The organism is Clostridium sp. HGF2, from assembly GCF_964240115.1.
In the GTDB taxonomy this organism is placed as follows: Bacteria; Bacillota_I; Bacilli_A; order Erysipelotrichales; family Erysipelotrichaceae; genus Clostridium_AQ; species Clostridium_AQ innocuum.
In genome coordinates, this window is sequence record NZ_CAXSSO010000003.1 from 76189 (window position 1) to 102614 (window position 26426).

The 26426-nt window shown below is 44.4% G+C and carries 26 protein-coding genes; 22 read left to right on the top strand and 4 right to left on the bottom strand.

Annotation, left to right across the window (positions count from 1 at the left end; translation table 11 throughout):
* Window positions 1-43: 43 nt before the first annotated feature.
* The gene (locus tag ACESPQ_RS06915; RefSeq protein ID WP_002607591.1) at window positions 44-1627 is read right to left on the bottom strand and encodes an LCP family protein; all 1584 of its coding nucleotides are present in this window, start codon (window positions 1625-1627) and stop codon (window positions 44-46) included.
* Between the two features lie 191 nt (window positions 1628-1818).
* On the opposite strand from ACESPQ_RS06915, the gene ACESPQ_RS06920 reads away from it, so the two are divergent.
* From ACESPQ_RS06920 to ACESPQ_RS06960, 9 genes are all read left to right on the top strand, one after another.
* Window positions 1819-4107 (top strand): ATP-dependent helicase, encoded by a 2289-nt coding sequence (locus tag ACESPQ_RS06920; protein WP_373144135.1) that lies wholly within the window; start codon window positions 1819-1821, stop codon window positions 4105-4107.
* Between the two features lie 10 nt (window positions 4108-4117).
* Entirely contained in the window at window positions 4118-6115 is a 1998-nt protein-coding gene (gene ligA, locus ACESPQ_RS06925) for an NAD-dependent DNA ligase LigA (RefSeq protein WP_373144136.1), read from the top strand.
* Window positions 6099-7223 carry a CamS family sex pheromone protein gene (locus tag ACESPQ_RS06930; RefSeq protein ID WP_008728486.1) on the top strand — a complete coding sequence of 375 codons (1125 nt, stop codon included), beginning with the start codon at window positions 6099-6101 and terminating at the stop codon, window positions 7221-7223. Before ligA ends, ACESPQ_RS06930 begins: the two co-directional genes overlap by 17 nt.
* A 183-nt stretch (window positions 7224-7406) precedes the next feature.
* Window positions 7407-7700: an Asp-tRNA(Asn)/Glu-tRNA(Gln) amidotransferase subunit GatC gene (gene gatC / locus ACESPQ_RS06935; RefSeq protein WP_002607587.1), complete on the top strand. Its 294-nt coding sequence runs from the start codon at window positions 7407-7409 to the stop codon at window positions 7698-7700.
* A gap of 1 nt (window position 7701) precedes the next feature.
* Complete coding sequence (locus ACESPQ_RS06940) at window positions 7702-9123, top strand: amidase family protein (protein WP_002607586.1); 1422 nt, start codon at window positions 7702-7704, stop codon at window positions 9121-9123.
* Entirely contained in the window at window positions 9120-10544 is a 1425-nt protein-coding gene (gatB, locus tag ACESPQ_RS06945; protein WP_002607585.1) for an Asp-tRNA(Asn)/Glu-tRNA(Gln) amidotransferase subunit GatB, read from the top strand. Before ACESPQ_RS06940 ends, gatB begins: the two co-directional genes overlap by 4 nt.
* Window positions 10545-10809: 265 nt before the next feature.
* A complete protein-coding gene (locus tag ACESPQ_RS06950) occupies window positions 10810-11406 on the top strand; it encodes a hypothetical protein (protein ID WP_002607584.1) in 597 nt (198 codons plus the stop codon).
* A 36-nt stretch (window positions 11407-11442) separates the two neighbouring features.
* Window positions 11443-12777, top strand: coding sequence for a 23S rRNA (uracil(1939)-C(5))-methyltransferase RlmD (gene rlmD, locus ACESPQ_RS06955; RefSeq protein ID WP_373144137.1), 1335 nt, complete (start codon window positions 11443-11445; stop codon window positions 12775-12777).
* 278 nt (window positions 12778-13055) lie between these two features.
* Window positions 13056-13982, top strand: a complete 927-nt coding sequence (locus tag ACESPQ_RS06960) for a DUF4268 domain-containing protein (RefSeq protein WP_373144140.1) — start codon at window positions 13056-13058, stop codon at window positions 13980-13982.
* 123 nt (window positions 13983-14105) lie between these two features.
* Here the strand turns inward: ACESPQ_RS06960 and ACESPQ_RS06965 are convergent, their stop codons facing one another.
* The 3 genes from ACESPQ_RS06965 to ACESPQ_RS06975 all read right to left on the bottom strand — a co-directional run bounded on the left by ACESPQ_RS06965 (window position 14106) and on the right by ACESPQ_RS06975 (window position 16482).
* Entirely contained in the window at window positions 14106-14510 is a 405-nt protein-coding gene (locus ACESPQ_RS06965; RefSeq protein WP_373144141.1) for a hypothetical protein, read from the bottom strand.
* Between the two features lie 4 nt (window positions 14511-14514).
* Complete coding sequence (locus ACESPQ_RS06970) at window positions 14515-15201, bottom strand: hypothetical protein (RefSeq protein ID WP_373144142.1); 687 nt, start codon at window positions 15199-15201, stop codon at window positions 14515-14517.
* Window positions 15202-15585: 384 nt separating this feature from the next.
* Complete coding sequence (locus ACESPQ_RS06975) at window positions 15586-16482, bottom strand: LysR family transcriptional regulator (protein WP_373144144.1); 897 nt, start codon at window positions 16480-16482, stop codon at window positions 15586-15588.
* Between the two features lie 236 nt (window positions 16483-16718).
* Here ACESPQ_RS06975 and ACESPQ_RS06980 point away from each other — a divergent pair, with 236 nt between their 5' ends.
* The 13 genes from ACESPQ_RS06980 to ACESPQ_RS07040 all read left to right on the top strand — a co-directional run bounded on the left by ACESPQ_RS06980 (window position 16719) and on the right by ACESPQ_RS07040 (window position 26243).
* Entirely contained in the window at window positions 16719-17243 is a 525-nt protein-coding gene (locus ACESPQ_RS06980) for a flavodoxin family protein (protein WP_002607568.1), read from the top strand.
* A gap of 34 nt (window positions 17244-17277) precedes the next feature.
* Complete coding sequence (locus ACESPQ_RS06985) at window positions 17278-18219, top strand: alpha/beta hydrolase (protein WP_373144146.1); 942 nt, start codon at window positions 17278-17280, stop codon at window positions 18217-18219.
* 16 nt (window positions 18220-18235) lie between these two features.
* Entirely contained in the window at window positions 18236-18787 is a 552-nt protein-coding gene (locus tag ACESPQ_RS06990) for a cyclophilin-like fold protein (protein ID WP_373144148.1), read from the top strand.
* Between the two features lie 6 nt (window positions 18788-18793).
* On the top strand, window positions 18794-19990 hold the full coding sequence (locus tag ACESPQ_RS06995) for an MFS transporter (protein ID WP_373144149.1): 1197 nt from the start codon (window positions 18794-18796) through the stop codon (window positions 19988-19990).
* Window positions 19978-20853, top strand: a complete 876-nt coding sequence (locus ACESPQ_RS07000; protein ID WP_373144150.1) for an aldo/keto reductase — start codon at window positions 19978-19980, stop codon at window positions 20851-20853. Before ACESPQ_RS06995 ends, ACESPQ_RS07000 begins: the two co-directional genes overlap by 13 nt.
* A gap of 16 nt (window positions 20854-20869) precedes the next feature.
* Window positions 20870-21226: a cyclophilin-like fold protein gene (locus ACESPQ_RS07005; protein WP_373144152.1), complete on the top strand. Its 357-nt coding sequence runs from the start codon at window positions 20870-20872 to the stop codon at window positions 21224-21226.
* A gap of 16 nt (window positions 21227-21242) precedes the next feature.
* A complete protein-coding gene (locus ACESPQ_RS07010; protein WP_373144153.1) occupies window positions 21243-21776 on the top strand; it encodes a flavodoxin family protein in 534 nt (177 codons plus the stop codon).
* A gap of 17 nt (window positions 21777-21793) precedes the next feature.
* Entirely contained in the window at window positions 21794-22447 is a 654-nt protein-coding gene (locus ACESPQ_RS07015) for a flavodoxin (protein ID WP_373144154.1), read from the top strand.
* Between the two features lie 312 nt (window positions 22448-22759).
* Complete coding sequence (locus tag ACESPQ_RS07020) at window positions 22760-22939, top strand: hypothetical protein (RefSeq protein WP_373144155.1); 180 nt, start codon at window positions 22760-22762, stop codon at window positions 22937-22939.
* A 216-nt stretch (window positions 22940-23155) separates the two neighbouring features.
* Window positions 23156-23527 carry a hypothetical protein gene (locus ACESPQ_RS07025; protein WP_373144156.1) on the top strand — a complete coding sequence of 124 codons (372 nt, stop codon included), beginning with the start codon at window positions 23156-23158 and terminating at the stop codon, window positions 23525-23527.
* A 206-nt stretch (window positions 23528-23733) separates the two neighbouring features.
* On the top strand, window positions 23734-24159 hold the full coding sequence (locus tag ACESPQ_RS07030) for a UPF0158 family protein (RefSeq protein ID WP_002607552.1): 426 nt from the start codon (window positions 23734-23736) through the stop codon (window positions 24157-24159).
* Between the two features lie 321 nt (window positions 24160-24480).
* Window positions 24481-25392 (top strand): ABC transporter ATP-binding protein, encoded by a 912-nt coding sequence (locus ACESPQ_RS07035; protein WP_257328373.1) that lies wholly within the window; start codon window positions 24481-24483, stop codon window positions 25390-25392.
* Window positions 25389-26243, top strand: coding sequence for an ABC transporter permease (locus ACESPQ_RS07040; RefSeq protein WP_109771323.1), 855 nt, complete (start codon window positions 25389-25391; stop codon window positions 26241-26243). The genes ACESPQ_RS07035 and ACESPQ_RS07040 overlap by 4 nt, the downstream gene beginning before the upstream one ends.
* Window positions 26244-26426: the final 183 nt, after the last annotated feature.

A 26426-nucleotide genomic window follows, 5' to 3' on the forward strand; every position in this document is an offset into this window, starting at 1 on the left:
CAACGATATCACTCATCGCTGACGCTGCATGGTTTTGTTTTCTTTACTGCGGATTCTCTGCCATATCCGCATAGCGTATGTTTTCCGAGGTATTGATCTTCGGAGTATTCGCATACAGATCATTCAAATTAAACGTAAAGCTGTTCATCTGCAGCTGCCTGCGTGCCGCATCATAGGCATTCACAACCGCATGCACCTCATCCCGGCTGAATAGATACACATTGCTTACACCAAGGGACGGATCCAGACTTGCCACATACAGGTCTTCATAGACACCGTTATCGCTGGTGATGGAGGAAATCGTCCATGGCTTCAGCTCATTCAGCTCACCGGATACAAAATCCGCAATCTTCTCTGCCGGCATATTGGTGATAATGTAATTCGGTGCAATATCCATCAGATCATTCACCTTGGTTAACCCGTTTGCGGAGATCAGCTTATTGATAATTGCCTTGATAATGCGCTGCTGTGCACGCTCTCTTCCGGCATTGTCATAGCCCTTGGTCTTACGGTGCCGGGAATAGGCGAGCGCCTGCTTGCCGTTTAAGTGCTGCTTGCCCTTTTTCAGACAGATCAAATCCTCTTTCTTAAAGCTTCGATTTTCATCCTGTTCACAGAAGTCAATTTCCACATCCACATCAATACCGCCGATCGTATCGACAATTTCAATCAGGGAATTGAAGCTTACACGGGCATAGTAATCAATCGGGATACCGAAGAAGTTCTGTATCGTTTCCACACTGTTTTCAATCCCGTCGTTTCCGGTATGCGTCAGCTTGTCGTTTTTATAATCGTAGGCGGCATTCGGTATGTAGCCGTCTCTTGGCAGAGACACCATATCAATGTGATTCGCCTTCGGATTGACAATCAGAATCAGATTCGTATCACTTCTTGTCTGCTGGTCCGGACTTCCCATATTATCAAGTCCGCTCAGATAGACGGTGAAGGTATCCTTTGTGACATCGATATCGGGACCGCTGGCGGCATCATTTTTCTTTTTGTAGGTCTGAATGATATCCACACTGTCCGCAAAGCCGTCAATATTGGATTTGGACATATCATAATAGGAATCGGAAATAACAAAGGCATTCACCGTTTCCAGATTCAGATCGCTGTACAGCGTTGTATAATCCAGCTCTTCCTTGGGCGTGGTATTGCCAACCTCGCTGTCCAGCTTTTCCCTTGCATAGGCGGCATTTTTCTTATCGACGCCCTTCTGATAGCCGATCGTTTTGCCTTCCAGCTGGGAAAGGGAATCAATACCGCTGCCCTTTTTCACGACCACATAGATTTCCGTGGTGGAGCCTGCCGCATTTTTGCTCATCTTATGCAGCGTGCTTCGTGATTTATCCAGAAAATATCCCCCGGTACCGATAACCACCGTCAAAAGAAGAATAAACAGACGCTTGACGATCACAGCCCACTTGGGAAGCTTCTTCATGGACAGCATAAATAATATAAGGAATAGAATCAGCAGGATACCTGCGGCTGCCATCGTCCATTTCACAGGAAGGATGCCGAAGGTAAATGCTATGGTAAAGGATACGATTCCCACGATCAGAAACGCCAGCAGAAACAGCAGGTCGATCGTGCGGGTATAGTATCGTTTCGGTTTTTGTTTTGCCATATGTATCACACCTCAGTTAGTCAGTCTACATTATAGTATAAACAAATTTAAAATACTATGGCAGATTTCTGAAAATTTCGTAATAACTATAGAGTACCATGCCGTTTTGGGTTATAATTGAAGTTGTTTTCTAAAGAAAAGGAAGACAAAGTATAGTATAATAGTCGAGAAGGTAAATAAGAGGTGATGTTGTGTCGTTTTTAGATCAATTGAATGAGCATCAGTTAGAGGCAGTACAGTGTGTGGATCATCACCTGCGGATCATTGCGGGGGCAGGAAGTGGAAAGACCCGGGTGGTAACGACCAGAATTGCATATCTGATCAATGACTGCGGAGTATATCCGAATAAAGTATTAGCCATCACCTTTACGAATAAGGCGGCTAGGGAAATGAAAGAGCGAGTGGAGAATCTGCTGGGAGATGTAGCCAAGGCGGTTACGATTTCCACCATTCACTCCTTTTGCGTACGTCTGTTGCGGGAGGACATTCTGGAGCTGGGATATCCGAGGAATTTCACGATTCTGGATGCGGATGACCAAAAGAGCATTTTGCGGGATGCCTACAAGCAGATGCATATCGATGTCAAAAGCTACAGCTACAACAGTGTGCTGTCGTACATAAGCAACAACAAAACGAATTTTATTGATGCCGCAACAGCCAAGGCGGGTGCTGGCAAATGGGCGGGCGAACAGATCAAGGCCGATGTCTACGAGTTTTACGAGAAGCGCCTGAAGGAAATGTATGCGCTGGATTTCGATGATCTGCTGATTTTTGCCCACCGTATATTGAAAAGCAAGGAAGATGTACGCGCAAAATGGCAGCGCCGCTTCACGTATCTGCATGTCGATGAGTTTCAGGATGTCGATAATCTGCAGTATGCCATCATCAAGCTGCTGGTAAAGGAAGGCAGCTATCTGTGCGTGGTCGGCGATCCCGATCAGACGATTTATACCTGGCGTGGTGCACAGGTGGATATCATTATGAATTTTGAAAGGGATTTTCCGGACAGCCATACCGTTGTGCTGAATGAGAACTACCGTTCCACCCAGCAGATTCTGAACGGTGCCAATGCACTGATCAAGAATAACCGCAACCGTATCGATAAGGATTTGTTCACCCGTGTGGAGAGTGAGGATAAAATCATTCATTTCTCTGCTATGGATGATGCAAACGAACCGGTCTGGGTTGCCAGCAAAATCATGACGCTGCATCACGATCATGTGGACTATCGGGATATTGCAATCTTGTATCGCTCCAACTTTCTGTCAAGAGGGCTGGAAAAAGCACTGCTGGATTTTCATATTCCGTATCGCATCTACGGAGGTGTGCGCTTCTATGACCGTGCGGAGATCAAGGATGCCTTAAGCTATCTGCGTCTGTTGGCTCCCTTTGATGAACAGGATCCCAAGGCGATGTACAAGAATCTTGCCGTCAAGCGCGTCATCAATTCTCCGAAGCGGGGAATCGGTGCAAAGACGCTGGAAACCATCGAGCTGCAGGCAAACCATGATGAAACGAATATGTATGATGTCCTGTGCGAATATGAAATCGGAAAGGGCAAGGCAAGAGCCAACATACAGGCGTTTGTTGCGATGATTGAGGAATGCCGCATGCTGGTGGATACCATCAGCATCGACCAGCTGCTGGAGAAGGTGCTGGAGGACAGCGGTTATCTAAATATGCTGCGGGAAGACAAGGAAATAGAGCGTCTGGAAAATATCAAGGAGCTGATCGGGGATATCTCGGATTATGTGGAAGCACATCCGGAGGGTACCCTGAATGAATACCTGCAGGAAATCTCCCTGTATTCCGATAAGGAGGAACAGGAGAACGGGGACTTTGTACAGCTGATGACGATTCATGCCGCAAAGGGGCTGGAATTTGATAATGTCTTTGTGTACAGCCTATGCGAGGGAATCTTCCCGAATGAACGCTCTGTGGGAGAAGGCGGACAACCGGCGCTGGAGGAAGAACGCCGTCTTGCCTATGTAGCCTTTACCCGGGCTAAAAAACAGCTGTTTTTATCCGACTCCTACGGCTACAGCTATGTACTGGATAAAATCAAAACAACCTCCCGGTTCATCAAGGAGCTTCCCGAGGACTGTATCGAGGATGTCGGCGCAAAACCGCGGAATACATTTTCCAGCGATGTCGATACCTTCAGCGGCAGTGACTTTCTGTCCATGCACAGTGACTTGGTACAGCATCGTCCTCAGGAAAGCAGCGGCTATGCAAGACAGGCCGAGCGAAAATTAAGCGATGTGCGCATTGCAGATTCATTTGACGGAGCACCAATCATAAATGAGGATAGGAAACCTAAGAAAAAGGGTAAAATAAGAAAAGGCGATCTGGTTCATCACGAAAGCTTCGGAGACGGCGTTGTCATCAAGCTGGAGGAACAGCTGGCAACGATTGCCTTCGAACAGAAATTCGGAATCCGAAAGATCAAGATCGACCATCCGGCTTTATCGAAAAAATAGGAGGTTTCTAATGAGTCAGCAGAGGATTTTAGAATTACGAAGTATATTGGACAGGCTGGCGTACGAATATTACGTACTGGATCAGCCAAGCATGAGCGATCAGGAATATGACCGCTATTATCAGGAGCTGGTGGCACTGGAGGATGAATTTCCACAGTACCGCGATCCCAATTCCATCACGCAGCGCGTCGGTGGTGTCGTACTGGACGCATTCACGAAGGTGGAGCATAAGCGCACCATGCTGAGTCTGGGCAATGCCTTCAATCTGGAGGATCTGCATGCCTTTGACGAGCGTGTGCGGGAAGTGGTGCCAAACGCACGCTATGTGGTGGAGCTGAAAATTGACGGACTTGCCATGTCCCTGATTTATCGCGACGGGCGCTTTGTACAGGCACTGACCCGCGGAGACGGTGTTGTCGGTGAGGATGTTACGCACAATGTCAAAACGATCCCATCCATTCCGATGCATATCCCGCTACAGGGTGAGGTGGAAGTGCGCGGAGAGGTGTATATGCCCAATGCCAGCTTTCAGATGCTGAATGAGGAACGGGAAAAGAACGGGGAAGAACTGTTTGCGAATCCGCGAAATGCGGCGGCGGGAAGTATCCGTCAGCTGGACAGCTCTGTTGCGGCAAAGCGTAAGCTGGATGCCTTCTGGTATTACTTTGTGAATGCACAGGAATACGATATTCATTCCCATGAAGAGGCACTGCAGAAGATGAGTGAAATGCATCTGCGGGTGAATCCGCTTCGTAAGGTGTGTGGGCGCATCGATGAGGTGTGGCAGTTTATCGAAGAAATTACAGAGCAGCGAAATGATCTGCCCTACGCGATTGACGGTATGGTCATCAAGGTGGATGATCTGGACGCACAAAATCGTCTGGGCTCCACGGTCAAGGTGCCGCGCTGGGCGATTGCATATAAATTTCCGGCCGAAGAGGTTATCACAAAGCTGCTGGATATCGTGGTAACGGTTGGAAGAACGGGACGTATTACTCCGAATGCCGTACTGGAGCCGGTGCGGGTTGCGGGTACAACGGTATCGGCGGCACAGCTGCACAATGAGGATATGATTAAGGAAAAGGACATCCGTATTCATGATGATGTCGTGGTACGCAAGGCCGGAGATATCATACCGGAGGTCGTTCGACCACTGCTTGAGAGAAGAAACGATACGCAGGCGGTTTATCACTTTCCAACACACTGCCCGATCTGCGGAAGTGAGCTGGTACGCTTTCCTGAGGAAGCTGCCCATTACTGCATCAATCAGGACTGCCCCGCCCGTGTTGTGGAAAGCATGATTCATTTTGCGAGTCGGGATGCGATGGATATCGATACACTGGGTGATAAGAAAGTGGAATTTTTCCATAAGCAGGGCTTTTTGAATACCATTGAAGATATATACTGCCTGAAGGAGCATCGGCAGGAGCTGATCGATCTGGAGGGCTTTAAGGAAAAGTCGGTAGATAAGCTGCTGGATGCCATTGAGGACAGCAAGCAGAATCCGCTGGAGGATCTGATCTATGGACTGGGCATCCGCCAGGTCGGCAAGAAAGCCGCAAGGGTTCTGGCAAAGCATTTTCTGAGCATGGATGCACTGATGGCAGCGAATGAGGAAGAGCTTGTGGCAATCAAGGATATCGGACAGATTACGGCAGAGAGCATCACCGCCTTTTTCCATGAGCCGAAGAACATGGAGCTGATTGCCCATTTAAAGGGCTATGGCCTGCGGATGGATACCGAGGCTGAGCAGATTCAGGAAAGCTCATTCAGCGGCAAAACCATCGTACTGACCGGTACGCTGACGCAGATGACACGAAATGATGCCAAGGCGTTGCTGGAATCTCTCGGGGCCAATGTCAGCGGCTCTGTTTCCAAAAAAACCGACCTTGTCATTTACGGCGAGGCGGCCGGCAGCAAGCTGACCAAAGCGAATTCCCTCGGTGTCATGACAATGGATGAGGATACCTTTATGAAAGAGGTGAACGGAAATGAACAGGAAACCTAGAGCAGTCCCGATTCTGCTTCTTTGCAGCTGCATGCTGGTACTCGGCGGCTGTAATAAGGAAGATAAAAACAAGGCGGACAATGATAAAAGCAGTGAGGAAACAAAGGCCATCAACGAAGGGGAATACTCTGCACTGCTGCCGTTTTCAGTGAGTGATGCGGGGCAGAAGCATGCCCAGATGCAAACCAATCTGAGTGATACCCTGACCATCGGTACCGGGCTGATGGAGCTTTCCAAGGAATATTTCTCCAGTAAGACGTATGCCTTTCGGGGTGGAAAATATCTGGATTACAATACACTGGATGCCTCCGCGGATAACAGCGGACTGCTGGGGAGAACGAGCAAGAAAAATGCAAACGGTTTAAATCCTGCAGTCGGTGATGTGTTTCCAACCGATGACGGGGATAAAAAAATAACAGCCAATGATGTGCTGCTGCTGGATATCTTTGAATATGACTGGTATCAGAACAAGGAGCTGAAGGGGCTGTCACTGGCGCTCGTATTCAATGATAAAATCGGAACGGAACCAAAGGAGGCAACCATCGATAGCGATAAAATGAAGCTGTATGGCGAGGAATGTGCGCGTAAGCTGGTTAATTATCTGCGAAAGGCAAAGCCGGAAATCGGAAACAACACACCGATTTATGTAGCGCTGTATAATACCTCCAGCGATGATGCGACGCTGCCGGGAACGTACTTTGAGGAAGCCTATTTTGAATCCAAGACCAATGCGGAATTCAAGGCAATCAATGAAAAATGGGCATTGTTTCCAACAAGCACGGCAACCAAGCTGGACGGGACAAACGCAACCTATTTCGACCGCTACAAGGCGAGCTTTCAGGATTTTCTGGGACAGGATATCGACATGATCGGCAAAGGTCATTTCATGGATAATGAGCTGACAGATCTGCGCATCAATGTGAAGCTGCATGCCAAGAGTGCGGATGAGGTCATTGCGGCGGTGCAGCTGCTGGATGAGCGGCTTTCCATCTTTTCCAGCAATAATTTTAAAATCACGGTCGTAGTCAAGGCGGATGATGTAGATGTCGCCACCATTACGAGAAACAAGGGTACCAGCAGTACGGTTGCACAGACACTGCTGTATTAATCCAGAAATAGAAAAGAAGAATAAAATGAATTTTGTAGGAACTGTTGCTATGCCTTTTCAAGATTTTCATACAACGGTATAAATAAAAAAGGGAAGATCGAAAAGAGATGTGACGGTATCGAACAAAACGCATTCTCTTTTTCAGAAATCTGAATCGCGCAAGGCGAAGGAATGGAGGCAATCATGGAAGAATTTAGTGCAGAATATTTCAAGAAGCTGGCACATGACATCATGTTTGATCTGAATGATGAAGAGGTCAGTGAGCTGCAGGAGGAATTTAAGGTATTGCTGCAGCAGATCGAGCTGCTGGACGGCATTGATACAGAGGGTGTTGAAGAAATGATCTACCCGTTTGAAGCAGAAACGACATTTCTGCGTGAGGACAGCGTAGATAATGTAATATCACAGGAAGCCGCGCTTCTGAATGTGAAAAGTGCAAAAGCAGGGCATGTACATGTGCCAAAGGTGGTGAAGTAAAATGGATTTTGAAAGAGCGAGAAAGCAGGATGTGGAGGGCCGCGTTTACGAGGCTTTGGAAAAAGCGAAGGAAGCACAGGCGCGTTTGAATGCTGCTGTTACCTTTGTAGACCCGAAAGAGCAGCTGAAGGAGCTGGAAGCAATCGGCGCAGATGCAGCGATGTATGGCATGCCAGTTGTTTTAAAGGATAACGTGAATACGAAGGGAATCCGTACCACGGCATCCTCCCGTATTCTGGATAATTATATCCCGGTATACAATGCGCATATCGTTGATAAGCTGCAAGCTGCAGGCGCTGTTGTAATAGCAAAGGCCAGTATGGATGAGCTGGGCATGGGCGGAACCAACCGCAATGCCTACACAGGACCAGTTAACAATGCCTGGGATGAAAGCAGAATTTCCGGAGGAAGCAGCGGCGGCAGTGCAGCACTTGTAGCGGCTGGAGTCGTTCCGTTTGCCATTGGTACGGATACCGGTGACAGTGTGCGCAAGCCGGCCGCATACCAGGGGATTATCGGCATGAAGCCAACCTATGGAAGAATCTCCCGCTATGGTATCATTCCGTATGCATCCAGTCTGGATCATGTGGGTTATTTTACCACATCCGTACAGGATACAGCGGTTGCACTGGAGGTGCTGGCTGGTCGCGATGACCGTGACATGACCTCATCCAACCGTGCAGTGGAGGCCTATGCTGCTAACCTGAATCATGACCTTCGCGGAAAGCGAATTGCTGTTTTGGATAATGTACAGGAGGCGGTTGCAGATCCTGCAATCCGTGAGAATTTTGACGCTTTGATGAAGAAGCTGGAGGCACGCGGTGCTACTGTTACACATGTGCGCATGGATGATAAGCTGATGAAGGCACTGATGCCTACCTACTATATTATTGCGAATGCCGAGGCTACAGCCAACCATTCCAATCTGGATGGAATCCGTTTTGGTATGCGTGAGGCTGGAGAAAACGTGGAGGATGTCATGATCAACACCCGGACAAAGGGCTTCTGTTCCTATGTACGCAAGCGTTTTGTCATCGGAAGCTATTCTCTGTTTGTGGAAAATCAGGATAAGATCTTCCGCAAGGCGCAGAAGGTTCGCCGCCTGATTGTGGAGGAGCTGAACCGTGTTCTTGCCAACAGCGATGTTGTCATTGCCTCTGCTGCAGGAACAATCGCGCCGCTGGCAGAGGAATCCAAGGATTCTCATCTTGGGGCAGATAACAATGTGGCTGAAAATCATATGGTGCTGGGCAACTTTTCCGGATATCCGAGCATGACCATGCCGACCGGCTTTGCGGAAGGTATGCCGATCGGTATCAATATGACGGCGAAGGCATTTGATGAGCAGACATTGTTTAATATCGGACTGGCGATTGAAGAGGAAACAGGATTAAAAGGTAATGATGTGGAGGTAGACGCATGAAATACGAAACAGTCATAGGGATTGAAATCCACTGCGAGCTGAAAACCAAAACAAAAATGTTCTCTGGGGCACCGACATCCTTTGGAGAGGTAGCGAACACCTGTGTAAATGAAGTGGATCTGGGACATCCCGGAACACTCCCCTGTGTAAATAAGGATGCTGTGCGTCTGGCAATTCTGGCCGCAACGGCATTGAAGTGTGAAATCGATCCGCTGGTGAAGTTTGATCGCAAGAACTATTATTATTCCGATCTTCCAAAGGGCTTCCAGATAACCCAGCAGTTTCACCCGATCGGCTCCAACGGTGTCATCACCATTAAAACGGATGACGGGGAAAAGGATATCCGCATCAACCGTATTCATATGGAAGAGGATACCGCTAAGCAGTTTCACAGTGATGCGGGGACACTGGTAGACTACAACCGTGCGGGAACACCGCTGGTGGAAATCGTCAGTGAACCGGATATCCGAAACGGGGCAGAGGCAGCTGCCTATGTGGAAAAGCTGAGAAGTATGCTGTATTACCTTGGAGTCAGTGATGTTAAAATGGAAGAGGGAAGCATGCGCTGTGATGTCAATGTTTCCATACGTCCGCAGGGCAGTGAAGCTCTTGGTACCAAAACCGAGGTCAAAAACCTGAATTCCATTTCCAATGTACAGAAGGCGATTGATGCAGAGGTGGCACGTCAAAGGGAGCTGCTGGAAAACGGTGAGGAAGTCGTACAGGCAACCCGTCGTTATGATGAAACGCAGAAAACAACGATTCTGATGCGGAAAAAGGAAGGAAACGTGGACTACAAGTTCTTCCCGGAACCGAATATTCCACCGATTCGTCTGGATGCGGCATGGATCAAAGACATTCAGGACAATATGGAGGAGCTTCCGGATGAGCGTAAGGCACGCTATATGCACGATTATGCACTGAAGGAATACGATGCTGATGTACTCGTTGCCAATCGTGAGCTGAGCAACTTTTTCGATGAGGTATGTCAGTATACAAAGAACTATAAGAAGGCAGCAAACTGGGTGATCGTTGAGGTTACAGCTGCGTTGAATAAGGCAAATATCAAGCTGGTGGATAATCCGTGTAATCCAAAGCATCTTGCGGATATGGTAAATATGGTGGATGCCGGTGAAATCAGCGGCAAGCAGGCAAAAATTGTGTTTGAGGACATCATGCAGGGCAAGGATCCGAAGAAGGTCGTGGAAGAAAAGGGTATGAAGCAGATGAGTGACAGCAGTGAGCTGCTTGCCATGGTCAGCGCTGTTCTGGATAACAACCCGCAATCCATTGAAGACTTCAAAAACGGTAAGGATCGTGCTGTCGGCTTCCTGGTTGGTCAGGTGATGAAGGCCAGCAAGGGACAGGCGAATCCGGCGATGACGAATAAGCTGATTCAGGAGGAGTTGAAAAAGCGCTAGCATTCTGTTGCGCCAGCCGGTGATGAAGCCTGCGAGCGTAAGGCACGGATGCTATGCGAAACACCGGCTTATATATTGAAGGGTAGCTTTTGAAAAAGCCTGTCTGTGAAGCTGTCAATTTTAGGAAATCGTAAGAAGATTCCCGCTGTAATTCTCGCGGTTTTGTGTTATACTGGTAAATGTGCTATACTAGAAACACAATCGTGTAATCAGGCATGACTCCTAAGGAGTATGCTCATTGTCTATATAGTCAGGAGTGAACCCCATGAGTAAAAAGAAGAAAAAAACAAAAGCAGGCGGCGGAAAGAGCAAGATACTATACTGGATTGCCGGTATTGTTATTCTGATTCCTGTACTGCTGCTTGGATGGATTTATCTGAGTGCCAAGGAGAGCAGCGGAAGTCCTACGGTCGGCAGCCGTTTTGACAATTCACTGAACCCGGCCATAACAGAAGAGCAGCTGGACAAGGTGAAGTCCGCAATGAAGCTGGATGGTGTTGAAAGCGTTGAAGTCAATTTGATCAGTGCTACCCTGCGTATCAATATTGATACTAAGGATGATGCCAGCAGTGCCAAGGTGAAGAGTATTATGAATGAAGCCTATGATAAGGTGAATGATATTCTTCCTATCAAGAAGTATTTTACAAATAACGATTCCGATAAGATGTATGATCTGGAAGTGCATGTTTATAATTTCATTCCGGATGACAAGCATTCTGCGGATGATCAGATTTATAAGATCAAGACGAAGACAGCGGCAGCGAAGAAGCCGAACGTTTCTACACCTTCATCTCCGAAAAATAAATCCGTCGCAGAAAAGCTGTTAAAGCAGCAGGAAGAAGCAGCTAAGAAAAACAAGTAAAAGGGCGGCCTGCCCTTTTTTCAATGAGGTGAGAAGATGAAGAAAAATGATCAGGTATATGGTGTCTGCAGCGGATATACGCACGACGGGCACGGGGTTGTAAAGATAGACGGCTTTCCGCTGTTTGTGAAGGACATGCTGGAGGGGGAAGCGGGAGAGCTGGTTGTCACGATGGCAAAAAAGAAATTTGGCTATGGCAGGCTGATGAAAAGAAGTAAAACATCCTCACAGCGTGTTGCTCCCCCCTGTCCGATTGCAAAGCAGTGCGGAGGCTGTCAGCTTCAGCATATGTCCTATGCGGAGCAGCTGCGGTTTAAGAAGCAGAAGGTGCAGGATGTGATGCAGCGGATAGCACACCTTGATATTGAGGTGCAGGATGTGCTGGGGATGCAGGATTGCTATACCAATTATCGCAACAAAGGGCAGATTCCGGTCGGAGTTGAGAAAGGTAAAACGGTTACCGGCTTTTATCGTATCAATTCCAATGCCATCATTGATACGGATACGTGTCTGATTCAGAGTGAACGGATCAATGCGGTATTACAGGAAATGCGTAAATTATTTGAGAAGTATCAGAATGCGAAGCTGTTTCGTCATCTGTTGATCAAGCATGCATTTTCCAGTGATGAGGTAATGGTTGTCTGGATTGTGCGTTCCTTTCAGATTCCGCATGGGAAGGAGATGGTGCAGGAGCTGACTGCGGCATTGCCGTTTGTGAAGAGTGTCATATTAAATCTGAATGTGCGGGATGATAATGTCATTTTGGGGGATAAGGAACAGCTGCTGTTTGGGGAGCGTGCTATCACTGACAGTATCCATGATTTGAAGTTTTCCATATCCTCAAAGTCCTTTTATCAGGTGAATCCAAGACAGACGGAGATATTATATGGAAAGGCTCTGGAGTTTGCACAGCTTACGGGAAAGGAAGCCGTATTGGATTTGTATTGCGGGGTTGGAACGATTTCCATGTTTTTAGCACAGCAGGCCAAGCATGTGACGGGTATAGAAATTGTACCGCAGGCAATTCGTGATGCGAGAAAGAATGCGGCATTGAATGGTATTGCGAATATTGATTTTGTATGCAGTGATGCGGCTGACTATGCGAAAAAGCTGTGTGAGCAGGGGGCACATCCGGATGTGATTGTGGTAGATCCGCCGCGCAAGGGGTGTGATGTACAGACGATTGACAGTATGGTGATGATGCAGCCAAAACGGATTGTTTATGTGTCCTGTGATCCCGGGACACTGGCAAGGGATTTAAAGCTGTTGGAGGAGAAGGGGTATCGTACAGAAATTGTGCAGCCTCTGGATATGTTTCCGTTTACACATCATGTGGAGTGCGTTTGTTTAATGACTCGGAAAGAGAAGTAAAAGTGCCGAGAAAGCCGATGAAATGGGCATTTCTCGGAAATCGGCTTGCAACAAGAGCAACCGGGGAATTTGAAAATAGGGCGAGGTTTCGATGATGCATTGATGGTATTTTGAAATCTGCCCTATGACTTATTATTTGATTTTGGCTTGGTGAGTGCATAGGAATGCTGGCATAGTGGGAGTGTGTAGGATTATTGACAGCAATCGGAGCATCTGAAAAGTAAGTCAAATGGCTGTTGTACGGAATTGATGTCAAAGTGGGAAAGGAGGAATTTAGAGTGATAAATTTAGGGCAGCTAAAAGAAATAAAGGACTTAAGAAGGGTATGGCCTCATGAGGCTTTAGATTTCACACCGTGGCTTGCGGAAGAAGATAATCTAATGTTGCTGTCGGATGTCGTAGGCTTGGAGATTACCGTGGATGAAACCGAGTCGAGTGTCGGTGATTTTAATGTGGATATTTATGCGACTGAAACCGGAACAGACAGAAAAATTATTATTGAGAATCAGCTAGAGGATACAAACCATGACCATCTGGGCAAATTGATTACATATGCATCAGGAAAAGCGGCGGATATTGTAATCTGGGTTGTGAAGCGCGCCCGTGAAGAACACAGAGCGGCAATCGAATGGCTGAACAACCATACGGATGAAAATATAGCATTTTTCCTTTTGGAGGTTAAGTTATTTCAAATCGGTGATTCAGATATTGCTGTAAAATTTGAAGTCATTGAAAAGCCGAATGACTGGACGAAAGAAATTAAGCGCCAAACAAGCAGCTCTCCCACACTGCAGGCGAGATATGATTATTGGGTTGCCTTTAACGAATATGCTTTTAATAATGTCCAATTTGCTAAGGCCTTTAACAGAAGAAAAGCCAGCACTGACCATTGGATGACCTTAAGTGTTGGATCATCTGCTTGCCACATTAATTTACTGCAAGTCAGGAAAGACAATAACATTATCGTTGAGTGGTATATCACGGATGATAAGGAACTTTATCAGAAAGTTCATTCTCACAAAGAGGATATCGAAGCGGATATGGGAATGGCACTGGACTGGAGAGAATTGCCGGATAAGAAAGCAAGCAGAATTCTGGTGATCCATGAAGCGGATTTTGATAATAAGGATAAATGGTCTGAACAGTTTAATTGGGCGATGGATGCTGCAATGAAGATGAAAAAGGCGTTTAAGAAATATTTGTAGAGAGAATATCATTCAGACGGAAATATAAACAATTAGAGAATCAAGGGAGCGCCACCTAATGAGGGTGTGCGCTCCCTTGCTGAATATGAGTTATGAATTGGTTGGACTGTCTAAAGGTTTTATTTAGATGCCTCCTTCAATGTCCACTTCGAACTTGTCATAAATAAAGTCAAGCAGTTCCGCTGCTGTAGGGACATTTCCCGCTTTTCTTATCCGTTCCCAATATCGCTTCTCTTGAGAAGTCAGTCCCTCTGCTATATATTTATCAAATACCTTCAAAAGATTATTTTCTGTCATGCCGCAGCGTTTAGCCATATGCTGCAGGACAGTCTTCCCATCAAATCTTATTCCCTGTATATGCGATTTGCTGTACGCCAGACGGATTGACCGAAGAGCATTTTCTTTGATGCGTTTTACTTTGGCAGTGGTTAGGCTTTCCGTTTCAGCGACTCTTGTGTATTTCTTTAAATAATAGCATTTCAGAAGGATATTGATCTGTTCTTTGGTTAAAAGTTCATAATTTTCCACGAGCCTATACCTCTTCCGTATCTGACGGTATGATATCCAGAAGAAGCTGGAACATCTGTCTGCTGGTCTCAATGTCACGATAGGTTAGTTTGTAGAGTAATTCATCCGTAAATCCCTGTGTAAACAAAGCAGAAGCTGGTGCAATAATAAATCGCTGCTTTATCCGTTGGTTTAATTCCTCCAGCATTGATTCACCAGCTATATGGGAAATTTGGTCATAAATTTCCTGCACTCGTATGATATCCACCGAGCCGCCAATATTAGTCACTTGCTCTTTTACAAACTTTCCTGTGGAGTCCACCATTGCTTCGTCTGCCAAAAAGAGAAGCAGTATGGAAAGATTGGTGTAGCGTTCTTGGAAAATCAGTTTGTCTGCATACTGCTCGTAAAGTTCTTTTATTCGTGGGTAGAGTTGATGCTTATGCTGTGGTTCTGTTCTATCCAGAACGTGAAACAGCAGGCCTTGCAGTTCACCTCCTGTTCGAAACCCCTCATCAGCAGATTCGAAGGCAAGTTGGCCGCCGCTCATTCCTTCAAAAATCGTGGAGAGGTAGTGATCCAGCAAATACCTTTGTTTGCCAAGCCGCAGACGAATCTGCTTTGCCAGTTTAAAAATTGACAGCAGTGAGTTCTCTGTGATACCGCCGTCTGGACAGTCGAAAAAACTGTCCGTGTTCTGAAAAATGTTCATATTATCCCGACCTTTCGTTTATAGGGTCGGGTATTTCCCGTATCTTCAAAAGCGCATGCAAAGGCGGAGGATGGAATCCTCTTTCCCCATGCACGCGCTGTTATTTGCTTGTTGTGCAGCTGCAACAAATACGATATAATAGCCTTGTCGTGGTGCCGCTTTTGCGGTTGTGCTGGGTGGTCAACTCACCTTAGTGCAGGATTGGTGTGCTGGAACACATCAGTCTGCCATGACGTTTTTTATTGTCGGAGAAACCCCGCCGCTGCTATATAAACTCTAAATGACATGATTGTCAAGTCACAGTTTTATAAAATTGAGGAACATATTTATAGCACCTTGCAGCATTGCAGGGTGCTTGTTACTTTGCTTATATAGATATTCTGTTTACACTTGATTGATTTGGTGTGAAGTGGTTTGCTTTACCAAATTCAAAAAAGCTTTGGCTGCCGGAGAGAATGCCTGATATTTCTTTGTTACGATATACAAATCAACAGACAATTCCGGGGTGATAGGGCGAAAAGCCAAATTTCTTCCTGCAGTATTTACTAAATGATCAAGGCAGAGTGCGTAACCGATACCTCGCTCTACTAAGTAAGTGGCATTATGAATTAAATTGTAGGTTGCAACTACATTTAACACAGATTCATCTGTTCCGAACCAGTCTAACTCCTGATGACCGGAAAAGGTTTGCTCTGCCATAATCAGGGGCAGTGTTTTTAGCTGGTCAATATTGATAAACTCCTGCTCAGCCAATATGCAGTTTGCAGGCATTAAAAGACCAAATATATCTTTTCTGTGTATGTTGAGGAAGTCGTACCTTTCTTGTCGGATTGGGCCGAGTAGCAATCCCATATCCGCTAATCCCTTATCTAATCTTTCCAAAACAGTGTCAGCGTCTCCACTGTGAGTATGGAATTTTACTTCCGGGTACTGTGTATGAAATGCAGAAAACAGATCGGCAATATAATCCATCACAATGGTTTCACCGCAGCCAATGGTGATATCTCCGCATAGGCGTGTAGAATCTGTTTGAAGAGCAGACTCCGTATTTTCAATAAGTGCCATAATTTCCTGCGCCCGGTTGCGCAAAAAAATACCTTCTTCCGTCAGGGTAATTTTCCGTTTTCCGCGTATAAAAAGCTGTTTCCCCAACTGCTGTTCCAAATCCATCATCTGTTTGGAGAGTGTGGACTGTGTGACATACAGAGATTCAGCAGCTTTTGTTATATTTTCTTCTCTTGCAATGGCAAGGAAATAGTGGAACAATCTTGTTTCAATCATATATAAAGGCTCCTCCCGATGCTTTCACTTCTTTTAATTAGGTTAATTATACGCGACATAATCATTCCTGTCAACGATGGTAAATCATTATTAATAACTGATTGTAATTGTTAAGCCGTTACAGTATACTCAGAATAGAAAGGTTGGAGTAAGCCATGAAAGATGTAAACGATCTTAAGGGTTTGCCAAAAGCTATTGAGATTACTGTTACAGCAGCGGATTAAGGAGGTGTTTTTGTGAAAATACTTGTTTTAAACGGCAGCCCCCGTCCGAAGGGGAATACGGCGGCTATGGTGGATGCATTTATACGGGGAGCGAAAGATGCCGGAAATCAGATTGATGTTTTTTCGGTTTGTCATATGAAGATTGCAGGATGTTTGGGCTGCGAATACTGCCACACCAAAGGAAACGGAAACTGTATACAGGAGGATGATATGCAGAAGATTTATCCGCACTTTGAGCAGGCGGATATGATTGTACTGGCATCTCCGGTTTATTATCTGCATATCTCCGGTCAGCTTCAATGTGCCATTACCAGAACCTATAACATCGGGATTCCTAAAAATCTGAAAAAGGCGGCGCTTATTTTAAGCTCAGGCGCAGATGATGTTTACGATGGAGCGGTTTATTCATACCACTATGGGTTTATTGAGTATATGAAGCTTCAAGATCTCGGTGTGTTCACAGCTTATGGCGAGCAGAACAAATCAGCAGAAAAACTGGACGAATTATATCAGTTTGGACGCAGTCTGACTGCATAAAAAATATAACAGTAAAATGAAAGGATGATAAAAAATGAGTCATTACATTTGCAGATTGAGTGATGAGGTTGAAAGAAAACACATTCGTTACAACAACCGCTACGGAATTACCCTTGCAGGAGATTTGTATACTCCGAAGGATATGGATAAAAGCAAAAAGTATACGGCTGTTGTTGTGGGCGCGCCTTACGGCGGCGTGAAAGAACAGGGTCCCTGTGTATACGCAAACGAGCTGGCACAGAGAGGCTTTGTTGTGCTGACCTTTGATCCCTGTTATATGGGAGAAAGTGCCGGAGAACCCCGCCATGTGTCCTCACCCGATTTGTTCAGCGAGAACATCAGCGCAGGCGTAGATTATCTTGGACTTTTTCCTTTTGTAGACAGAGATAAGATTGCTGCAATCGGAATCTGCGGCAGCGGTGGATTCTCTTTGTCAGCGGCACAGGTGGATACCAGAATCAGAGCGGTTATCACAGCAAGTATGTATGATATGAGTGCGACTTCCAGACTGGGTACAGACAAAGAAACGCTTCAGAAAAACAAAGAAAGACTGTCTGCTCAGCGCTGGATTGATGCAAAGAACGGCTGTCCGGAGTGGATTCCGTCATTTCCCGAAGAGCCTATGGATAAGGTCCCCGAAGGTCTTGATCCTGTATCCGATGAATTTTATCGTTTTTATGGTGTCAAGAGAGGACATCATCCAAATGCACAGGCGGGGTTCACCACAACAAGCGATTTGTCGTTTATGAATTATTCATTGCTTGACCATGTAGACGAAATCTCTCCTCGTCCGATCCTGATGATCGTAGGCGACAGAGCAGCGTCACGCTTCTTTAGCGAACAGGTGTATGAGAGAGCTGCCGAGCCGAAAGAACTCTATATTGTAGAGGATGCGGAGCATATCGACCTCTATGACAGAACGGACAGAATCCCGTTTGATAAAATTGAAAGTTTTCTGCGTAAAAACCTGAAATAAGCGTGAGGATATGCGTATGAGAAAAATGACCATATTGCTGATTTTTGCTGTTTTGATGTGGTGTGTAACAGGGTGTCAAAGCCCTGCATCCACACAAAGCATAGCCGATGAAAGCAGCACAGCAGAACAAGTGCGAAATAAAGAGGACGAAACACAAAGTCAGGAAGTAGAAAATCTGACAGAAAGTGAATCCAATAATATCGAGGAGGAAGAAACGATGAAAATCTCAGTAAAATCAGCAGACAATGAAATCATATATGAACTGAATAACAGCAATGCGGCAAAGACTCTTTATGAGCAGTTGCCCTTAACGATGGAGGTGGAACCTTTCAGTAACAATGAAATGACCTTTTATCCGCCGCAGAAGCTTGATACCTCAGATACGCCTTTAAGCAGCGGTGAGGCAGGAACATTGTCCTACTATTCTCCTTGGGGAGACGTGGTAATGTTTTATGATTACTGCAATCCAAACGGCAGTCTGTATGGACTTGGAGAGGTTGTTTCCGGTAAGGAGAATATTGAAAAGCTCAGCGGTACGATTACGGTTTCAATATATACGGGAGAATAAGCGGAAATGGATAAGAAAAGCAGTAGAATGATTTTAATACTTACATTCGGCGTTTTTGGAATTCTTAATACGGAAATGGGGATCGTAGGAATCCTGCCGATGATTGCAGAGCAATTTCAGGTAAACATAGCCACAGCAGGCTGGCTGGTTAGTGCTTTTGCACTTGTGGTAGCCGTAGCAGGACCGACTATGCCGCTAATTTGCTCTAAAATGAACCGGAAAACGCTGATGCTGGTTTCAGGCGGAATTTTCATCATTACAAATATTATTTCGGCAGTTGCGCCGAATTTTACGGTACTGATGCTTGCGCGTATCGTACCTGCCGCATTTCATCCGGCGTATGTGTCAATGACATTAACGGAAGCCGGAAAAGCAGTGAAGCCGGAAGAATCGGCAAAGGCCGTAGCAAAGGTATTTATCGGCGTATCAGCGGGAATGGTGCTTGGCGTACCCGTTACCAATCTGATTGCGGCGAACTCCTCCTTTACAGTCGCTATGGTGTTCTTTGCAGCGGTGAACATGATTGCCTTTGTCCTGACCATCTTTTTTATTCCGTCCTTGCCTGCAACAGAAACGGTATCCTATGGGAAGCAGCTTGGTGTACTGAAAAAGCTTTCTATGTTTTTAGCTATTGTTATTGTTGTCTTTTTAAACGGTGCAATATTCGGCTTTTATAGTTACATTTCTGACTTTTTTGGAACGATTACAAGAATCGACGCATCCACCATCAGTTTGTTTTTGATATTCTACGGCGTCGCAAATATTGTTGGGAATATGATTGCCGGAAAGATTCTCACAGTGAATGCAAAGCTGTCAACATTTGTCCTGCCCTTTGCTTTGGCAGCGGCATATATCGGGTTGTTTCTGACGGGAAGACTGACGGCTGCCACAGCAATTTGCATCGTAGTTATCGGAGCATTGGCAGGAATCAATTCCAATGTGAACCAGTATCTGATTACCCAAGCAGGACCGGAAGCACCGGAGTTTTCCAACGGGCTGTATCTGACCTCAGCGAATCTCGGTACCACATTTGGAACATTTATTTGTGGGTTATTTATTACGGCGATGGATACACGCTACGCACTGATGGGAACATTCATATTTGTTGCAGTCGGTTTTGTTGCAATACTTTTGAAAATGGGAATGGAAAAATCAATAATCACAGCGAATGAAGGAGGTAAGAACTTAGAATGGAAAATGTAAAATTAAGCAATGGGATTGAAATGCCGATGGAAGGGTTTGGTGTATTTCAGGTGCCGGATACGCAGTGCGAACAGGTTATCCTGGATGCCATTGAAGCGGGCTATCGCCTGCTGGATACAGCAAGCTCTTACAAAAATGAAGAAGCGTTAGGAAGTGCAGTAAAGAAAGCCATCGCCGCAGGCATGGTAAAGCGTGAAGAACTGTTTATCACCACAAAAGCCTATATTCAGCAGATGGGATATGACAAGACCATACAGGCTTTCTATGAATCATTAAATAAGTTGAGACTGGATTATCTGGACTTGTATTTGATCCATATGCCTCTTGGCGATTACTATGGCGCCTGGCGGGCAATGGAGGATTTGTACGAAGCGGGAAAAATCCGTGCCATCGGCGTCTGCAACTTTGACGGCGCAAGGCTGATGGATCTTTGCTATAACGCAAGAATCAGACCTATGGTAAATCAGATTGAACGTCATCCGCATTATCAAAGAACGGAAGAACTTGCGATTATGAAGAAGTTTGAGATACAGCCTGAAGGGTGGGCGCCATTTGCGGAAGGCTTAAAAGGAATGTTTACAGAACCTGTGCTGCAAAGAATCGCAGAAAAACACGAGAAAACCGTACCGCAGATTATTCTGCGCTGGGATATTCAGCAGGGTGTCGTTATCATTCCAAAATCGGTTCACAAAAACCGTATGGAAGAAAACATGGCGGTCTGGGATTTTGAACTGGATAGTGATGATATGAAGCAAATTGAAGAACTGAATCAAAATATGCCGTCTATGCTGGACTGCTCAAAGCCAAGTGAAATCGACAGACTGTATGACTATCTGAATAACCCGGTGCTGACCAGCCTGTAAACGGAGGATATGAGCAATGATGATTATGGAAGTGAATGGAACAGCCATCCAAATCAAACTGGAACAGAACAGTTCCGTCGATGCAATGAAAGAATTACTTCGTCAGGGGTCCATTACAATTCCCATGAAGGATTACGCCCATATGGAGAAGTTTGGTAATCTTGGTACAAGGCTGCCGCGCAACGATAAGCAGATTACCATAAAGGCGGGAGATGTTATTCTCTCCGAGGGAAATCTGCTGGTGATTTATTATGCGCCGAACACTTGGAAGTTCACCAGGCTTGGAAAAGTGGTGAATCTTACGGAGAAGGAGCTGAAAAAGGTACTCGGTAAGGGAAATATAATGGCAACCCTTATTTTGAAAGATGAATAAGCAGGAGGTTTTGAAAATGAAGATTGCAGTTTTACAGGGAAGTCCGCATAAAAGCGGTTCTTCCAATACGCTGGCAAAGGAATTTATAAGAGGTGCAAAGGAAGCAGGACACAACGTCACAGTTTTGGACGCTGCACATATGGATATGCATCCGTGCTTGGGATGTGGGCATTGTGGTATGAACGGAGAGTGTGTTCATAAGGACGACAATCAAACGATTAGAGATACCCTGCTTTCATCGGATATGGTGGTCTTTGCAACACCGATCTATTACTTTGGTGTCAGTTCACAGCTTAAAATGGTGATTGATCGATTTTACAGCTACACAATGAAATTGTCAGGGAAACACCTGAAAGCGGCTCTCATTACTGCCGCCTGGGATGACAATGAGGATGTTATGCCATATTGCGCAAGCCATTATGAAAAACTATGCCGTTATATGAATTTTGAAAACTGCGGAATGGTACTTGGTGCGGGGTGTGGTACACCGGAAATGACAAAAGAGTCCGTACATATGCAAAAAGCATATCAGCTTGGCGAGTCCGTATAATAGGAGGAAAAGCTTTTATGAAAAAGATAATGGGACTGTTTATAGCCGCGATTCTTATTTTGTCACTTGCTGCCTGTGCAGCAAGTGGTACGGAAAGCTCGTCAACAGCCGATAACGATACGAATCAACCTTCTGCATTGAGTTCTAATGAAGCAGAAGAATCAAATACGGCTTCCGAGCAGACGGAAAATAATACAAAAATTCTTGTCGTATGTTTCTCTGCAACAGGGAATACAAAAGCTGTAGCAGAGAGAATAGTTAAAGTTACGGGAGCAGACTACTTTGAAATCATTTCTGCAGAACCCTATAGTGAGGATGATCTTAATTATAATGATGATAACTGCCGTGCAAATCGTGAACAGCAGAACAAAAATGCAAGACCGTCTATTTCCGGCAGCATTGAGAATATGGATCAGTATGAAGTTGTGCTGATCGGGCATCCTATCTGGTGGGGAATGGAACCACGAATTATGAATACCTTTATGGAGAACTATGATTTTTCCGGCAAGACGCTGGCAAATTTCTGCACCTCCGGAGGCAGCGGAATCAGCAAAAGCACAGAAAATTTAAAGACATTATCACCGAACGCCAATTGGCTTGAAGGAAAGCGCTTTTCGGGCAGTGCGGATACAGATGAGATCCAGGAATGGATTGATTCTTTGAAATTATAAATAAACAGCACTCAGGATATTGAAGGTCTGAGTGCTGTTTTTTGCCTGTGACTCTGATTGTAGAATCTCATGATTTATGGTAAGATTATGAAAAACGCACTGTACTCAAAAATCGTTCTAAATCGGGATTGAGCAATTCCCACATACGGTTTTCTCGACCTGACATTCTTCCTGTCCTCTCGTGCCATGTTGAGTCCATTGTTCTGTTGCGAAACAGAAAAAAATCAAATCAGTTTTATAGAGATGTAAGTTGTTGATGATAACTTGCATCGTTTTCATATGTTAAGATTGGAGTGATAAGGATGATAAAAAATGATACATGTAGAGAAGATACCAGTTAAAAATAAAAAGAAAGAAGTAGTAAAAATTGCAGTATATTGTAGAGTAGGTAAAAATGTAGAAGAACAACGTTCAAGTTTAAATATTCAAATTGCATATTTTAAAGAACTTTCTAATAAGGTAATAGAAATCGATTTAGTTGAAGTGTATTAAGATGTTGGAAGAAGCGGGTTAAGTAATCAATGAAAGTAATAAATGAAAAATGATGTTTATCCTTATTTCAGATTAGTAAAGAATTTGTATACTTGAAAAAAACTAAATGCTTTACCAAAGGAAGATCATACAATTTTATAATAAAGCATTGCAGTAAAATAAAAAAATATGATATATTTAGATTAATGATAATAAAAAGAATAAGGAGCTAAAAATATGAGTTGTCATAGTATTGGGCATGGATTAAATTCAGTGTCTAAAAAGGTATTAGAGTTGTATGATGAAGGGAAAATTGAATTTAGTGTTGCGAAAGATTTATTATACACCACAAGAAATGCTGTAAATTATTGTGATGGAAATAGGTATGAAGCGATTGCATGTTTTGATGGATGTAGATGTGCTAGATGTTTAAAGAAAACAAATGAGTTATATGGTCTTTATGATGTATTGAATGAGTGTAGAGAGTATTATGATATTTTTAGCAATAAAGAAGATGGAGTATTATCTGGTGATCTTTGTAAGGATTGTTTTGATGAAATTTGTGAAAAATATCATTCGATTATCATAGAAGACGAAGTTGTATATTAAAAAAAAGTTTTACTCGATAATGGGTAAATCTTCAACTTTTAGCGGAATTATTAGCAGATAGAAATAATATACCTATGATATTTGTGAAGTTTAATCTATTTCTGTCTATTCAAAAATACTGTTTTTATTTGTATTTTAATAAAAAATTATGTTATGCTCGATATGGAATAGAAAACACATTTAAAATGGAATAGGAGAATGTCAAGATGAAGATTAATATAAGTACCATTATAGAGGCGATTGAAATGGCAGATGATAATTTTACATTTTTTTTAGATTTAGAAACTGGAAAAAGTGTGCTGCTTGCTGATGAATTAAGTACCGGTATGGATAATGAGGGGTTGGAAAATGAAATTGAAGATAACCCTGAGCGTTTTTTTAGGCTTCCAACAAAATTTGAAATCCATGAGTATAATATTATGGAAGAGTTTATTCAGACATTAAAAGGTGAAGATGCTGATAAACTGGAACAAGTCATACAGGGACGTGGAGCGTTTCGAAGATTCAAGGATATGGTAAACAGAAGGGGAATTACTAAGCAATGGTATGATTTTCAGGCAGATTATTACAGAAATCTGGCGATTGCATGGTGCCAAGAGCATGGCATTGAATATGTGGAGAACTGCATGTAATTGCAAATCCATGTGGTAAAAGGCAGAAGACCATATATTTATGTACCCCTAGACTGTCTTTAAAAAATCGTTATGAGAAAACATGGCTTATGTTACTTACATAAAGGACTTAGGCCGTTTTCTCTTCTCCTGCAGAACCTTGTGTCTTTCATATGATGGATAAGATGTTCTGAAAACCAGCAATTTTCTCCTTGCTCTGTTATAGTCGATATCATTTATGAAGCCTAAGACACCACTGTTACAGCATGTATTCTGTGAAATATCTCCCTCTTGATTTGCATATACTGCACTGAAGCATGCATTTTGTAAAGGGGGAATATCATGGAGACAAGTATCCGCGTTGAGCAGCTCTGTAAATCCTATCAGGGAACAACGGTTGTCAAAAACATCAGCTTTCAGGTGAATAAAGGGGAAATCTTTGCCTTTCTGGGTCCAAACGGCGCAGGAAAATCCACAACGATCTCCATTCTCAGCACCTTGCTGAAAAAGGACAGCGGGACGGTTATAATCAATGGCTTCCGTTTGGGACAGGAGGATGAACGTATTCGATCAGGTATCGGCATCGTCTTTCAGAACAGTGTCCTTGATGAGTTGCTGTCAGTCAAACAGAATCTGATCCTGCGCAGTGCCCTCTATCATCTGCCATATAAACAGGCGTGCCGGCGTGTACAGAAGCTATGTGACATATGTGAGCTGCACGATATTATGCATCAGCCGGTAGGAACCCTTTCCGGCGGTCAGCGAAGACGCTGCGATATAGCCAGAGCACTGATTCCGGAACCGGAAATACTCATATTGGATGAACCGAGCACCGGTCTTGACCCTAAGGCGAGAAAGCAGCTCTGGGACACAATCAGCGCATTGCATAAGGAACGTCATATGACCGTATTTATGACCACACATTATATGGAAGAGGCTGAAATTGCTGATCATTTGTGTATTATCAAGCAGGGAAACATCATCTTTGATAAGCCTATGAAGGAGGTACATAAACAGTATGCCGCAGAGCAGCTGCTGCTTTATCCGGCCAGTAAAGCACAGCTGATTGCAGAATTAAACCGACACCATATACCATTTCATGAGCAAAACGAGGCTTTCTGCATACACACGGGAGGTATGCTGAAAACGATGTCTGTCCTGCGCCTCTGCGAACGCTATATTCAGCGCTTTGAAAACCATCCCGGTAATATTGAAGAAATTTATCTGCAAATGCTTCAGGAGGAACAGATATGATTTCTTTAATAAAACGGAATATGCTGCTGTTTTTCAAGGATAAGACCTCAGTATTTTTTTCCTTTATGGCAGTATTTGTTGTACTGGGACTGTATGTATGCTTTTTAGGTGACATGATGATCCAGCCGTTAAAGCAGGATTTCCCGGATACGGCAAGAGAACTGAGTGATACCTGGATCATGGCAGGAACTCTGGGAATTGTTTCGCTGACAACCTCTTTAAGTGTACTTGGAATTATTATCGAGGATAAAAGCAGGTCCATACTCAATGACTTTTATATTGCGCCCATTTCGCAAATGAAGGTTACCGGCGCCTATCTCCTCTCTACCATATGTATAACATTTCTGGTATCCGTTGTAACGTTGATAATCGGAGAGCTTTATATCGTTGCTTATGGAGGCTCCTTCTTAACACTGTCCGCACTGTTAAAGGTGCTTGCATGCATGGTGCTGTCTATCCTGGCCTGTACGGCAATGCTTTTTTTCTTCATGTCATTTTTTAAAAGTGCAACATCCTTCAGCAATGTCACGACCATTATCGGCACACTATCCGGATTTCTTATGGGGATTTATGTGCCGGTAGGAGCACTTCCCAAGCTGCTTCAAACCGTGATATCGCTGTTTCCACCGAGTCATTGTGCCGCGTTGTTTCGCAATATCATGATGGATGATGTCTTAACGAAAACCTTTCAGTCAATACCGCCGGAGCATCTGACTGCATTCAAAAAGCAGTTCGGCCTTGTCTACAGCTATGGCGGACATACGACCAATACACTGGATCATATCCTGATCATCGCAGGAATGGGACTGCTGTTTTTCCTATTGCAGTATGTAAGGCAGTCCAGGAGATAATGCATTCAATACGTTTATAAGAATTATGATTGCTATGTTTTCCATGATTCTTTATATATTTGCATGCCTTTTCCTTGCATCGACTCCTGTACTTTTCTATTAGAATCTGCTAAGCTTTTGAATATATGCGATAGATACCATAAAAAAAGGATGCATATTAGATGACAGATTTGAAATGAGGCT